This window comes from Pseudomonas sp. DTU12.3, assembly GCF_004124275.1.
In the GTDB taxonomy this organism is placed as follows: Bacteria; Pseudomonadota; Gammaproteobacteria; order Pseudomonadales; family Pseudomonadaceae; genus Aquipseudomonas; species Aquipseudomonas helmanticensis.
The window spans coordinates 5,019,454-5,032,046 of the sequence record NZ_CP027218.1; the positions used below are offsets into that span (position 1 = coordinate 5,019,454).

Sequence of the window (12,593 nt, forward strand, 5' to 3'; positions counted from 1 at the left end):
CGAAAGTCGAGTATACACCCGGCTCCGGACCGCTTGAGGGTACCGCCGGGAGAGTGAGTATTATCAGGCACGGACAGCGTTGAAGCTGCGCAAGGCTACAGAATATCCCGTTGATAAAAAAGATGATTCTGACCTGCGTCAGCGCCGCCGGCACTGAAATAACGCATGGCCGAATTGCAGGCAAAAAAAAACCCGGAAATCCTCACTTTCGTGGGCCTTCCGGATTTTCTAAACCGCCAAATATGGTGGGTCGTGTGGGATTCGAACCTACGACCAATTGGTTAAAAGCCAACTGCTCTACCAACTGAGCTAACGACCCGCTGTGTGGTGGCGCGTATAATACTGATTTTTAAGGACTATTCAACACCTTTTTGAAAATAATCAAAAATAAGGTGTTGGGTCGTCCACACCAGCGGCCGCAAAGCCTTCTGCACGCAGGCGGCAGCTGTCGCATTTGGCGCACGCGCGGCCGTCATCGTCGGCCTGATAGCAGGAAACGGTCAGGCCATAATCAACGCCGAGCTTCACGCCTGCCTGGACGATTTGGGCTTTGCTCAGGTTCTGCAACGGCGCCTGGATACGGAAGCCATTGCCTTCCACGCCAGCCTTGGTCGCCAGATTGGCCATGCGCTCGAACGACTCAATGAACTCCGGACGGCAATCCGGGTAACCGGAGTAGTCCACCGCGTTTACACCAATAAAGATGTCACGTGCGCCAAGCACTTCTGCCCAGCCCAATGCCAGCGACAGGAACACCGTGTTACGCGCTGGCACGTAGGTCACTGGAATGCCTTCGCCCAACTCTTCAGGAATGTCGATGCGGGTGTCGGTCAGGGCCGAGCCGCCCATGCCGTCGAGGTTCAGCCCAATCACCTTGTGCTCAACCACGCCCAGGTCGCGGGCGACGCGTGCAGCGGCGTGCAATTCGGCGCGGGAGCGCTGACCGTAGTCGAAACTCATTGTGTAGCAGGCGTAGCCTTCAGCACGGGCCATCGCTACGACGGTGGCCGAGTCCAAGCCACCGGACAGCAGGATTACTGCACGTTTTTCGCTAGTGTTCAGTTGTTCAGTCATATCAGCGCCCCGGCTCATCATTCCATAGATATTTATGCAGCTGCAGTTGCAGGCGCACTGGCAGGTTGTCTGCCACCACCCAATCCGCCAGATCCCTGGCATTGAGGTCATGATGACTTGGGGAGAACAGCACTTCACCCGCACGTCGATCAAGCCCGTACTGGATCAATTTCGATACCGCCCAGTCATAGTCTTCCCGCGAACAGATGACAAACTTCACCTGATCGTTGGGGGTCAGCAATTCGATATTTTCGTAACGGTTGCGATGAGCTTCTTTAGAGCCCGGTGTTTTCAGGTCGACCACACGACTGACGCGCGGATCGACAGCCGAAATATCGAGGGCACCGCTGGTTTCCAGCGAGACCTCGTAACCGGCATCACACAACTGTTTAATTAAAGGAATGGCATTGGGCTGTGCCAACGGCTCACCGCCGGTGACACAGACGTAGCGCGGGCGAAACCCGGCCACTTGCTCGAGGATATCGTCGAGGGTGCGCACAGTGCCGCCACTGAAGGCATAGGCGCTGTCGCAGTATTGGCAACGCAATGGGCAACCGGTCAGGCGCACAAAAACAGTGGGCAGCCCGGCAGTCCGCGTTTCCCCCTGCAAAGAGTAGAAAACTTCGGTGATTCTCAATGTGTCTTGCATAGTCGCCACGGGCGTAACAGCTAAACAGGCTGTCCGCCTCCGTCAGGCACTTCAGGTAATCCCGCCAACGCGCGAACCACAAGAAGCGTGTTTCAGAAAAAGGGCGTGAATTCTAACGAAAAAACCCGCGACAAGCGCGGGTTTCTTCCAAACGGGTCGAGCTTGCTTACATGCGTTGCAGATCGCGTTGCGCCAACTGAGCGGCGGAGGTACCCGGATATTGGGCCACCACCTGCTGCAGAATACCTTTGACCTTGTCGGTGTGACCGAGGCGGCGTTCTACATCAGCCAGCTTGTACAGCGAATCCGGCACTTTGGCGTGCTTGGGATACAGCTGCGAAACCTTGGCAAAAGCCTGACCTGCACCTTGCAGATCGCCTTTGGCCAGATTGACTTCGCCCAACCAGTACTGGGCATTGCCCGCGTATTGGCTGTTCGGGTATTTGCGCAGGAATGCCGAGAAAGCCTGGCTGGCCTTGTCGAAATCCTTGGCTTTGATCAGGTCGAAAGCCGCATCGTAATACAGCTTTTCCTTGGCCGGATCACCCGGTTCGCTGCTTGCAGCAGGTGCCTGAGCAGCAGTAGCAGCCCCGGCGCCAGCAGCACCGGCAGCAGCGCTTGCATCGCCACCGGCAGAAGAATTCTCAGGAGTCGCGGCAGGTGCAACGCCGGATCCTATGCGCCGATCAAGATCCTGGTATCGCTCCAGGGATTCCTGCTTCATGCGCGCAACCTGATTCTGCAGTTCTTCGATCACACCTTGCTGGCGCGATATCTGATCCTGCATCTGTTGCAATTGGTTGAACAGCATGCCTTGTGCCGAGGCAGGGGCCGAAGCCGCTCCCCCGGCATAGGCGCCGTTCGTACCGTAACCTGCAGGCGGATAACTGCTCCCGCTATTGTTATAACCGGAGTTGTCATCGACCACAGGAACCGCAGCCCACACCGCAAGCGGCGCGAGGCTGAGAGCCAGAACAGTTACAGCACGACGGCACGTTCGCATATCGAATTACTTACGCAGTTCGACGCGACGGTTTTGAGCCCAGGACTGCTCGTCGTTGCCGGTAGCAACTGGACGCTCTTCGCCGTAGGAAACCAGTTCCAGCTGAGCTGGGGAAACACCTTGCAGTACCAGGTAGCGCTGAACGGCTTTCGCACGACGCTCGCCCAGTGCCATGTTGTACTCACGAGTACCACGTTCGTCGGTGTTGCCTTCCAGAACAACGCGAGCGCCGTTTGCTTTCAGGTCTTTGGCGTGAACGTCCAGAGCGCGCATGGCTTCTGGCTTCAGGTCCGAGCTGTCGTATTCGAAGTAGAAGGTGGTGATTGCGCGCAGAGCAGCTTCTTCGCTCAGGGAACCGTCAACGGCACCAGTGTTTGCGCCGTAACCAGCGTTTGGATCAACAGCGCCTTCACCGGCGTTGTCGCCGCCTTTGGACGAGCAACCTACAGCTACAGCCATGGCCAGAGCCAGCGCAGCAAATTTACCAAACTTCAGCATTTCCATCGTGAAACTCCTAATGAACCCCAGTGTGTTAAGTAAAACGTGTAGCGCCCGCTCACTTCAGGTAAGGGGACCAGGACGGTTCTCTGACTTCGCCTTGAGCGGTAGGAAGCGGGAGCCTAACGCGTCCATTAATGGACACGAGCATCAAGACTCCCCGGCCCTGCTGGCGGGTGGCGTAGATTACCATGGTGCCGTTGGGCGCAACAGTGGGTGACTCGTCCAGAGTGCTATCAGTGAGGATCTTTACACTCCCTCGCTGCAAATCCTGGGCCGCCACCTTGAAATTGGTGAAGCCGTCCTGGCGATGGATCATCACCAGAGTCTTTTCATCCGCCGACAATTTCGGGTTGGCGTTGTAGTTACCGATAAAGGTCACTCGCTCCGCACCGCCGCCACTGGCGCTGGTTTTGTAGATCTGTGGCTTGCCGCCGCGGTCCGAGGTGAAGTAGATGGTCGAACCATCCTTGCCCCAGTACGGTTCGGTGTTGATGCCAGGGCCTGCGGTCACACGGGTGATCTGACGCGAAGCCAGGTTCATCACGTAAATGTCCGGGTTACCGTCTTTCGACAGTACGAACGCCAGGCGATCACCGTTCGGCGACCACGCGGGTGCACCGTTCAGGCCTTCGAAGTTGGTGATTTGCTCACGGCGACCGGTGTCGATGTTCTGCATGAAGATGCGCGGACGCTTCTGCTCGAACGACACGTAGGCGATGCGCTTGCCATCCGGTGCAAAACGCGGCGACAGGATCGGCTCACGCGATTGCAGCAGAGTCACTGCGCGGGCGCCGTCGTAGTCCGAGCGTTGCAGGGTGTAACGGGTGTTCTTCTCGGAGAAGCGTTCAGCCGTCACGTACAGCAGGCGAGTCGAAAACGCACCTTCGATACCGGTCAGCTTCTGGAACGACTGGTCGGAGATGAAGTGCGCCATGTCGCGCAGCTGCTCCGGGGTACCGGAAACACTGCCATCAGCCACTTTCTGTTCGGTGGCAACGTTGAACAGTGCCCATTGCACCTGCAGGCGGCCGCCGGCAGGGGCAATGCTGCCCACCATGATGAACTGAGCATTTACCGCCTTCCAGTCACGGAAGATGATTTCGCTCGGCTGGCTTGGCTGGCTGATCATGTTCTGCTTTGGAATCGGCGCGTAATAACCCGAGTTACGCAAATCGTTACCAATGATTTCAGCCATGTCGTCCGGCAGCACCGAACCGCCCTGGACACCAAATGGCACTACGGCAATTGGAGTCGCCTGGGAGCTGCCACTGCTGACCAGGATATTTTTTTCATCCGCTGTAGCCAGGCCTGCAAAGCAGACCATGACGACAAGCAGTCCTCGAAGAAGGTTTCTCACAAGGCTAGATCCTCAGGTGTGAATGTCATCTTGAATGAACGATAGGGAGCGAAATCAGCTGGCTTCAAACCCTGCATTTCGGTCAATCGACCAATGTTTTTTACTGCCGCGACCGCAGAACTGTCGAAAGGCACGTCACCGCTGGAATGAGCCACCGAAACACCGGAGATCGTTCCGTCAGGCAGCATGTTGATCTGCAGGATCACCTTCATGCCCTTGCGGGCCGATGGCGGCTGCGCCCAACCTTCCGATGCCCGTGAACGAATCAGATCATCGAAGTTACCTGCGGTTTCATCACCCACTTCATCCGCCAGAGCCTGCTGACGCTCGGTCTTGTCGGAAAGCAAATCGGCCAGTGCCTGCGCCTTCTTCTCTTCGACAGACTTGCGCGCTGCATCCTGCGATTTCTTCTTCGCAGCATCGGCAGCAGCTTTCTTCTTGGCGTCCTCGGCGATTTTCTTCTTCGCCTCGTCAGCCTCAGCTTTCTTCTTGGCGTCTTCGGCGGCTTTCTTCTTCGCGTCTTCGACGATTTTCTTCTTGGCTTCTTCAGCGGCCTCTTTCTTGGCCTCTTCTTTAGCCTCTTCTTCGGCTTTCTTCTTGGCTATATCAGCCAATTGTTTCTCTTCGGCCTTCTTGGCTTCGGCTTTCTTCGCGTCGTCGGCTTTTTTGGCGTCATCGGCCTTTTTCGCTTCGTCCGCTTTCTTGGCCTCATCGGCCTTCTTGGCTTCCTCGGCCTTTTGAGCCGCTTCTTCTTTCTTTTGTTCCGCAGCTTTCACCGCTTCCTGCTCGACCTTTTTCTGTTCCATCTGCTCGACTTCGGTCTGGCGCGCGGCGGATTTCTTCGCCTCACCCGCAATCTTCTGATTGGTCTGGGTGGTTGCCTGACTTTTCGATTTCAGTTGGTACAGGGTCGCTTGGACAATCGGCTTGGCCGGCGGCAGCTCCGGTGTGAAGGCGAAACTGACGAACAGCATGCCGAAGACCAGCACGTGCAAGACAATCGCCCAGACACTAGGCCAGAAGAAGCTTTCCGAGGCGGACGGCTCTCTCTGTTGCTGCATCAGGGGGCCTCGGTGATCAGACCAACGTTACCGACGCCGGCTTTCTGCAACCCGCCCATGGCGCCCATGACCGAACCGTAGTCGACGGTCTTGTCACCACGGATAAAGACCTGGGTACGCTTGCCGCCTTCGGTGCCGGCGCGAATGATCTTGGTCACCGCATCCGTCATCTGTGGCAGGGTCATGGCCCTGTCCTGTTGCTTCTCGGTGTCGACTTCGCTGCCAAGGTTCCAGTAATAGGTCTTGTCAGCCTTGATCGAAATGGTCAGGACCTGGGTGTTGTTGTCCTGCGGCAAGGCTTCGCTGGAAACCTTGGGCAGATCAACTTTCACGCCCTGATTGAGCATCGGCGCGGTCACCATGAAAATGACCAGCAGTACCAGCATCACGTCGATGTAAGGCACTACGTTCATTTCGGCGACCGGCTTGCGCTTTTTGCGAGCTCGAGCGATTAAAGCCATTGGAAAATACCTGCTTATTCTTCGCTGGTGTGCACTTTGCGGTGCAGGATCGCCTGGAATTCATCGGCGAAGGTGTAGTAGCGGCTCAGCAAGGTTTCGCTGCGAGCGGCGAAACGGTTGTAAGCGATTACTGCAGGGATTGCAGCGAACAGGCCGATCGCGGTGGCGATCAGGGCTTCGGCGATACCCGGGGCGACAGTGGCCAGGGTCGCTTGCTGGGCGCTGGCCAGACCGCGGAAAGAGTTCATGATGCCCCACACGGTACCGAACAGACCGATGTACGGGCTGACCGAACCGACAGTGGCGAGGAACGGCAGGCTCTGCTCCAGTTTCTCTTCTTCGCGCGAGATGGCTACGCGCATGGCCCGGGCCACACCTTCCATCACCGCCTCAGGATCGACGCCTGGCTGCTGACGCAGACGCGAGAATTCCTTGAAACCGGCACGGAAGATTTGCTCCACGCCCGAATCCGGGTCCGGGTTGCTGCCCGCCTGACGGTACAACTTGGACAGGTCGATACCCGACCAGAAGCGCTCTTCGAAGCTCTCCAGGGCGCGTCGACCGGCACGCAGCAGATTGCTGCGCTGAAAGATCATGATCCATGAGGTCACCGATGCGGCCACCAGGGTCAACATTACCAACTGCACCACGATGCTGGCATTGCTGACCAGGCTCCACATGGAGGAATGGTCGACGACGTTAGCTTCCACGCTTTATCTCCTGCTTTGAGTGTGTACCCGGGCCGACCGCGTCGGCGAAGGCCGCACGCAAGTCTTCGGGAAGGGCCCGGGGTTTCAAACTGTCAGTGCGCACACAGGCCACCAAAAACTGCCCTTCACAGAGCAGCACATTATCCGTAGCCCGCCTGACCTGCTGTTTAAAGCGCAGGCTGGCACGGTTCAATTCGATTACTTCAGCGCTTACCAGCAGTTCGTCGTCCAGTCGCGCCGGCGCGTGATAGCGCGCTTCGCTGGAATGCACGACGAACAACAGGTCCTCCCCAGCAAGCTGCGATTGGGCAAAGCCCAGTTCGCGGAGCCGCTCGGTTCGAGCCCGTTCCATAAACTTGAGGTAATTAACGTAATACACGATGCCGCCCGCATCGGTGTCCTCGTAATAAACGCGACAACGATGTGCGAACGGCTCAAGCCCGTTTTGCGCGCGCATACTCTAGTGCTTACTCCTCAGGTTGCCAATCCGGCCAGGCAACTGTTTTTCATGGTTTCAGGGCTTTACTGCAAAAGTACCGTCGTCTGACAGTACAAACCCTGAATAAATCGACAACAAATGTGTATTAATCGTCCACGGCATCGAGAAACTCGTCTACCACGGGCATCTCGCCCATTCGTGACGGAATGTTTAATCCGAAATGCAGGTAGGCATGTCGCGTCACCACCCTGCCCCGTGGCGTGCGCATGATGTAACCCTGCTGAATCAGGTACGGTTCCAGCACGTCTTCAATGGTGTGACGCTCTTCGCTGATCGCCGCCGCCAGGCTGTCGATACCGACCGGCCCGCCGTCAAACTTTTCGATCATGGTCAACAGCAAACGCCGGTCCTGGTGATCAAAGCCGTGCTCATCGACATCGAGCAGGTTCAACGCCAGATCCGCCACCGCTTTGGTGATATGCCCCTTGGCGCGGACTTCGGCGAAATCGCGCACCCGCCGCAACAGACGGTTGGCGATCCGCGGCGTACCCCGGGCACGTCGGGCGATTTCGAAAGAACCTTCAGGATCCAGCGGCAGACCGAGAATCGCTGCCGAACGACTGACAATCGTCGCCAGATCGGCCGTGCTGTAGAACTCAAGACGCTGGACGATACCGAAGCGGTCACGCAACGGATTAGTCAGCATGCCGGCGCGAGTGGTCGCACCAACAAGGGTAAACGGCGGCAGATCAAGCTTGATCGAGCGCGCTGCCGGCCCTTCGCCGATCATGATGTCGAGCTGGAAATCTTCCATCGCCGGGTACAGTACTTCTTCAACGATCGGCGACAGACGATGGATTTCGTCGATGAACAGCACATCGTGCGGTTCAAGATTGGTCAGCAATGCGGCCAGGTCACCCGGACGTTCAAGCACCGGGCCCGAGGTGCTTTTGATCGACACGCCCATTTCCTGGGCGATGATGTTCGCCAAGGTGGTTTTACCCAACCCCGGCGGGCCGAAGATCAGCGTGTGATCGAGGGATTCATTGCGACCACGGGCGGCCTGGATGAACAGCTCCATCTGCTCGCGCACGGTCGGCTGGCCAATGTAGTCAGCCAGACTGACCGGACGGATGGCCCGGTCCTGGACTTCTTCGCGTTCGCGCGGGACGTGCGCGGCGGCGATCAGACGATCAGCTTCAATCACTTAAATCATTCCCTTCAGGGCGCGGCGGATCAGGTCTTCACTGCTCAAATTCTTGTCCTTGATGGCGGTAATCGCCTTGCTCGCTTCCTGCGGCTTGTAGCCCAGGGAAATCAGTGCACTGACCGCATCGTTTTCAGCGGTGTTGACCGGCGCAGGGCCGTCTGGCTGATTCGGCACCAAGGCAAACATCGCCGGCGAAGTTTCCCAGGCCTTGAATCGATCTTTCAGTTCGACCAACAGACGCTCGGCGGTTTTCTTGCCAACGCCCGGGACTTTGGTCAGGGCCGACGTGTCCTGGGATTGCACGCAACGGACCAGTTCGTCGACTTCCAGGCTCGACATCAGTGCCAGCGCCAGTTTTGGCCCGACACCATTGAGACGGATCAACTCGCGAAAAAAGTCTCGCTCACGCTTGCCGGAAAAACCATAGAGTAATTGCGCGTCTTCGCGTACGACCAAATGGGTGTGCAGGGTCAGCGGTTCACCGACCGACGGCAGGCGATAAAGGGTGGTCATGGGCACTTCCAGCTCATACCCGAGGCCGTTTACATCCAGAATCAGGTGCGGCGGCTGTTTCTCAGCCAAGGTGCCGCGCAAGCGTCCAATCACGTTTCAGATCCTTGAGCATTGGCCAGCCGTGGGCTGGCGACTATCAGAGCGAAGGACTCGGGCCGACAACACAGGCGCGCAAGTCCACACTCCGCAAATTTGATGCTGATGCTATCAGAGACGCAGGCGCCCGCCACGACTGCGTGCCGTTCCCAAACCGTGCGGCAGCAGACTCGAGCGGGTATGCGCATGGCAAATGGCGATGGCCAGGGCATCCGAGGCATCGATTTGCGGTTTGGCGGTCAGTTTGAGCATGTGCATGACCATCATCTGCACCTGCTCTTTATTGGCGGCGCCAGTGCCGACCACGGCCTGTTTGACCTGAGTGGCCGTGTACTCGGCGATCTCGAGGCATTCTTCGGCACCGGCGACAATCGCTGCGCCGCGGGCCTGGCCGAGCTTGAGCGCCGAATCGGCGTTTTTCGCCATGAACACTTTTTCGATGCCCATGGTCACCGGGCCATAAGTCTGGATGATCTCGCGTACGCCGCGATAGACGATTTGCAGACGCTCGTGCAGCTCGCCGGCGCCGGTGCGGATACAGCCCGAGGCCACATAGATGCAGCCACCACGCCCGGTATCACGAACAATGCCGTAACCGGTAATGCGCGAACCGGGGTCGATACCAAGAATTAAAGTCATAACGCCTGCGGTTTTGAATAAACACGATTTACATAACAACGAAAAACAATTGTGGGAGCGGGCTTGCTCGCGAAAGCGGTGTGTCATTCAGCATTGATGTTTGCTGATACGCCGCCTTCGCGAGCAAGCCCGCTCCCACATTGAATCGTAGCCGTTCTTAACCGAGCTGAGCGGCCACGTCTTCCGGAATGTCCGCATTGGAATAGACGTTCTGCACATCATCCAGGTCCTCGAGCATATCGATCAGCTTGAGGACTTTCTCCGCACCTTCCAGATCCAGCTCGGCGCTGGTGGTCGGCTGCATGACGATTTCCGCGTCATCACCCTTGAAACCAGCGGCCTCCAGCGCATTACGCACCGCATAGAAGCTGGTGAACGAGGTGAACACGTCGATCGAGCCGTCTTCGTGAGTGACCACGTCATCGGCATCGGCTTCCAGCGCCGCTTCGGTCAGTGCGTCTTCATCGACGCCCGGCGCGAAGCTGATCTGGCCCTTGCGTTCGAACAGGTACGCCACAGAACCGTCGGTGCCGAGGTTGCCGCCGCACTTGCTGAACGCATGGCGCACGGCTGCGGCGGTACGGTTGCGGTTATCGGTCATGCACTCGACCATCACCGCCACACCGCCCGGGCCGTAACCTTCGTAGGTCAGTTCTTCAACGTTGTCCGCTTCGGTGGCACCGGCGCCGCGCGCAACGGCACGGTCGATGATGTCGCGGCTCATGTTCGCGCTCAGCGCCTTGTCCAGGGCCAGGCGCAGACGCGGGTTGGAACCCGGATCACCGCCACCCTGACGGGCCGCAACGGTCAGCTCACGGATCCACTTGGTGAAGATCTTGCCCCTCTTGGCATCCTGACGTTCTTTGCGGTGCTTGATGTTCGCCCACTTGGAATGACCTGCCATAACTCGCTCCGAATTCTCTTTGAAACGTTGCCCGCCCTGCTCATGCAGCGGCCAGCAAACAAAAAAATCTCGACCTGCTCTCTATAGATAGAAAAAAGGCGCATCCGAAGATGCGCCTTCAGGCCCGTCTTACTCAGCCTTTGGCGTTTCGCGCAAACGAATGTGCAGCTCGCGCAATGCCTTGGCATCCACCACACCCGGTGCTTGCGTCATCACGTCGGCAGCACTCTGGGTTTTCGGGAAGGCGATCACTTCACGGATCGACTGGGCGCCGGTCATCAGCATCACCAGACGGTCCAGACCGAAAGCCAGACCACCGTGCGGCGGTGCACCGTACTTCAGCGCATCAAGCAGGAAGCCGAACTTTTCTTCCTGTTCCGCTTCGTTGATGCCCAGCAGACGGAATACCGACTGTTGCATCTCTTTACGGTGGATACGGATCGAACCGCCGCCCAGCTCAGTGCCGTTCAGGACCATGTCGTACGCGCGGGACAGAGCGCCAGCCGGGTTGGCTTCGAGCTCTTGCGGCGTGCACTTCGGTGCGGTGAACGGGTGGTGCAGCGCAGAGAAGCTGCCGTCGTCGTTTTCTTCGAACATCGGGAAGTCGACGACCCACATTGGCGCCCACTCGCAGGTCAGCAGCTTGAGGTCGTGACCGAGCTTGATGCGCAGTGCGCCCAAGGCTTCGCTGACGATCTTGGCCTTGTCGGCGCCGAAGAACACGATGTCGCCATCGACTGCGCCAACGCGATCGAGGATGGCGTTGAGGTTTTCCAGCGGAATGTTCTTCACGATCGGCGATTGCAGACCGTCAACACCGGCAGCACGCTCGTTGACCTTGATGTACGCCAGGCCCTTGGCACCGTAGATGCCGACGAACTTGGTGTAATCGTCGATCTGCTTGCGTGGCATGCTCGCCCCGCCTGGAACGCGCAGTGCGGCGATACGGCATTTCGGATCGTTGGCCGGGCCGCTGAAGACTTTGAAATCGACCTCTTTCAGTTGATCGGCAACGTCGACCAGTTCCAGCGGGTTACGCAGGTCTGGCTTGTCGGAACCGTAACGGCGCATGGCTTCTTCGAAAGTCATGTGCGGGAAATCGCCGAATTCCAGACCCAGCACTTCCTTGAACAGGTTGCGGATCATTTGCTCGGTCAGGCCCATGATCTCTTTTTCATCGAGGAAGCTGGTCTCGATGTCGATCTGGGTGAATTCCGGCTGACGGTCAGCGCGCAGGTCTTCGTCGCGGAAGCACTTGGCGATCTGGTAGTAACGGTCGAAGCCGGCGACCATCAGCAGTTGCTTGAACAGCTGCGGCGATTGCGGCAGAGCAAAGAACGAACCGGCGTGAGTACGGCTCGGCACCAGATAGTCACGCGCACCTTCAGGGGTGGCACGGGTCAGGATCGGAGTTTCGACGTCGAGGAAGCCGTTCTCGTCGAGGAAGCGACGGATGCTGGTGGTCATGCGCGAACGCAGACGCAGCTTCTCGGCCATTTCCGGACGACGCAGGTCGAGGAAGCGGTAACGCAGGCGGGTTTCTTCGCCGACGTCGGAGAACTCGTTCAGCGGGAACGGCGGGGTTTCCGACTCGTTCAGCACTTCCAGCTCGTAGCCCAGCACTTCGATCATGCCCGACGCCATGTTGGCGTTGGTCGCGCCGGCCGGACGCAGACGCACCTTACCGGTGATCTTCACCACGTATTCGCTGCGCACGCGGTCGGCAGCAGCGAAGCTTTCGGCGCGATCCGGATCGAATACCACTTGGGCCAGACCGTCACGATCACGGATATCGAGGAAAATCACCCCGCCGTGGTCGCGGCGACGGTGAACCCATCCGCAAAGGGTAATTTCCTGGCCTTCCAGGCTTTCGTTCAGTTGGCCGCAATAGTGGCTGCGCATCATGGTAGTGGTTCGCTTCTCGTAATTCGAAATTCGGTGGAGATCCCGTTGCGTTCAAACAAAACGGAAACTCG

Annotated in this window: 14 protein-coding genes and 1 tRNA gene; all 15 read right to left on the reverse strand. The window is 58.0% G+C overall.

Annotated elements, in window-relative coordinates:
- Positions 1–243: 243 nt before the first annotated feature.
- The 15 genes from C2E19_RS23025 to aspS all read right to left on the reverse strand — a co-directional run bounded on the left by C2E19_RS23025 (position 244) and on the right by aspS (position 12,522).
- Positions 244–319 (reverse strand) — tRNA-Lys (locus tag C2E19_RS23025).
- Between the two features lie 62 nt (positions 320–381).
- Positions 382–1,074 (reverse strand): 7-cyano-7-deazaguanine synthase QueC, encoded by a 693-nt coding sequence (gene queC / locus C2E19_RS23030; RefSeq protein WP_129395222.1) that lies wholly within the window; start codon positions 1,072–1,074, stop codon positions 382–384.
- A gap of 1 nt (position 1,075) precedes the next feature.
- Complete coding sequence (gene queE, locus C2E19_RS23035) at positions 1,076–1,723, reverse strand: 7-carboxy-7-deazaguanine synthase QueE (protein WP_129395223.1); 648 nt, start codon at positions 1,721–1,723, stop codon at positions 1,076–1,078.
- 166 nt (positions 1,724–1,889) lie between these two features.
- A complete protein-coding gene (gene ybgF / locus C2E19_RS23040) occupies positions 1,890–2,726 on the reverse strand; it encodes a tol-pal system protein YbgF (protein ID WP_129395224.1) in 837 nt (278 codons plus the stop codon).
- A gap of 6 nt (positions 2,727–2,732) precedes the next feature.
- On the reverse strand, positions 2,733–3,230 hold the full coding sequence (pal, locus tag C2E19_RS23045; RefSeq protein ID WP_003178634.1) for a peptidoglycan-associated lipoprotein Pal: 498 nt from the start codon (positions 3,228–3,230) through the stop codon (positions 2,733–2,735).
- Positions 3,231–3,282: 52 nt separating this feature from the next.
- Positions 3,283–4,584 (reverse strand): Tol-Pal system beta propeller repeat protein TolB, encoded by a 1,302-nt coding sequence (gene tolB / locus C2E19_RS23050; RefSeq protein ID WP_129395225.1) that lies wholly within the window; start codon positions 4,582–4,584, stop codon positions 3,283–3,285.
- Positions 4,581–5,645 (reverse strand): cell envelope integrity protein TolA, encoded by a 1,065-nt coding sequence (gene tolA / locus C2E19_RS23055; protein WP_129395226.1) that lies wholly within the window; start codon positions 5,643–5,645, stop codon positions 4,581–4,583. Before tolA ends, tolB begins: the two co-directional genes overlap by 4 nt.
- Entirely contained in the window at positions 5,645–6,097 is a 453-nt protein-coding gene (gene tolR / locus C2E19_RS23060) for a protein TolR (RefSeq protein ID WP_161806672.1), read from the reverse strand. The genes tolA and tolR overlap by 1 nt, the downstream gene beginning before the upstream one ends.
- 23 nt (positions 6,098–6,120) lie before the next feature.
- Positions 6,121–6,816 (reverse strand): protein TolQ, encoded by a 696-nt coding sequence (gene tolQ / locus C2E19_RS23065; protein WP_129395227.1) that lies wholly within the window; start codon positions 6,814–6,816, stop codon positions 6,121–6,123.
- Positions 6,806–7,273 carry a tol-pal system-associated acyl-CoA thioesterase gene (gene ybgC, locus C2E19_RS23070; RefSeq protein ID WP_129395228.1) on the reverse strand — a complete coding sequence of 156 codons (468 nt, stop codon included), beginning with the start codon at positions 7,271–7,273 and terminating at the stop codon, positions 6,806–6,808. The genes tolQ and ybgC overlap by 11 nt, the downstream gene beginning before the upstream one ends.
- A gap of 127 nt (positions 7,274–7,400) precedes the next feature.
- Positions 7,401–8,462 carry a Holliday junction branch migration DNA helicase RuvB gene (gene ruvB, locus C2E19_RS23075; RefSeq protein ID WP_129395229.1) on the reverse strand — a complete coding sequence of 354 codons (1,062 nt, stop codon included), beginning with the start codon at positions 8,460–8,462 and terminating at the stop codon, positions 7,401–7,403.
- A complete protein-coding gene (gene ruvA, locus C2E19_RS23080) occupies positions 8,463–9,071 on the reverse strand; it encodes a Holliday junction branch migration protein RuvA (protein ID WP_129395230.1) in 609 nt (202 codons plus the stop codon).
- A gap of 114 nt (positions 9,072–9,185) precedes the next feature.
- Entirely contained in the window at positions 9,186–9,713 is a 528-nt protein-coding gene (gene ruvC / locus C2E19_RS23085) for a crossover junction endodeoxyribonuclease RuvC (protein WP_129395231.1), read from the reverse strand.
- A 157-nt stretch (positions 9,714–9,870) separates the two neighbouring features.
- Positions 9,871–10,617 (reverse strand): YebC/PmpR family DNA-binding transcriptional regulator, encoded by a 747-nt coding sequence (locus tag C2E19_RS23090; RefSeq protein WP_034153419.1) that lies wholly within the window; start codon positions 10,615–10,617, stop codon positions 9,871–9,873.
- A 129-nt stretch (positions 10,618–10,746) separates the two neighbouring features.
- The gene (gene aspS, locus C2E19_RS23095) at positions 10,747–12,522 is read right to left on the reverse strand and encodes an aspartate--tRNA ligase (protein ID WP_129395232.1); all 1,776 of its coding nucleotides are present in this window, start codon (positions 12,520–12,522) and stop codon (positions 10,747–10,749) included.
- Positions 12,523–12,593 lie beyond the last annotated feature (71 nt).

Coding starts and splice junctions, on each gene's coding strand:
- ruvC (WP_129395231.1), bottom strand. CDS start 9,713: ATGACTTTAATTCTTGGTATCGACCCCGGTTCGCGCATTACCGGTTAC.
- ybgC (WP_129395228.1), bottom strand. CDS start 7,273: ATGCGCGCGCAAAACGGGCTTGAGCCGTTCGCACATCGTTGTCGCGTT.
- queC (WP_129395222.1), bottom strand. CDS start 1,074: ATGACTGAACAACTGAACACTAGCGAAAAACGTGCAGTAATCCTGCTG.
- tolA (WP_129395226.1), bottom strand. CDS start 5,645: ATGCAGCAACAGAGAGAGCCGTCCGCCTCGGAAAGCTTCTTCTGGCCT.
- aspS (WP_129395232.1), bottom strand. CDS start 12,522: ATGATGCGCAGCCACTATTGCGGCCAACTGAACGAAAGCCTGGAAGGC.
- C2E19_RS23090 (WP_034153419.1), bottom strand. CDS start 10,617: ATGGCAGGTCATTCCAAGTGGGCGAACATCAAGCACCGCAAAGAACGT.
- pal (WP_003178634.1), bottom strand. CDS start 3,230: ATGGAAATGCTGAAGTTTGGTAAATTTGCTGCGCTGGCTCTGGCCATG.
- queE (WP_129395223.1), bottom strand. CDS start 1,723: ATGCAAGACACATTGAGAATCACCGAAGTTTTCTACTCTTTGCAGGGG.
- ybgF (WP_129395224.1), bottom strand. CDS start 2,726: ATGCGAACGTGCCGTCGTGCTGTAACTGTTCTGGCTCTCAGCCTCGCG.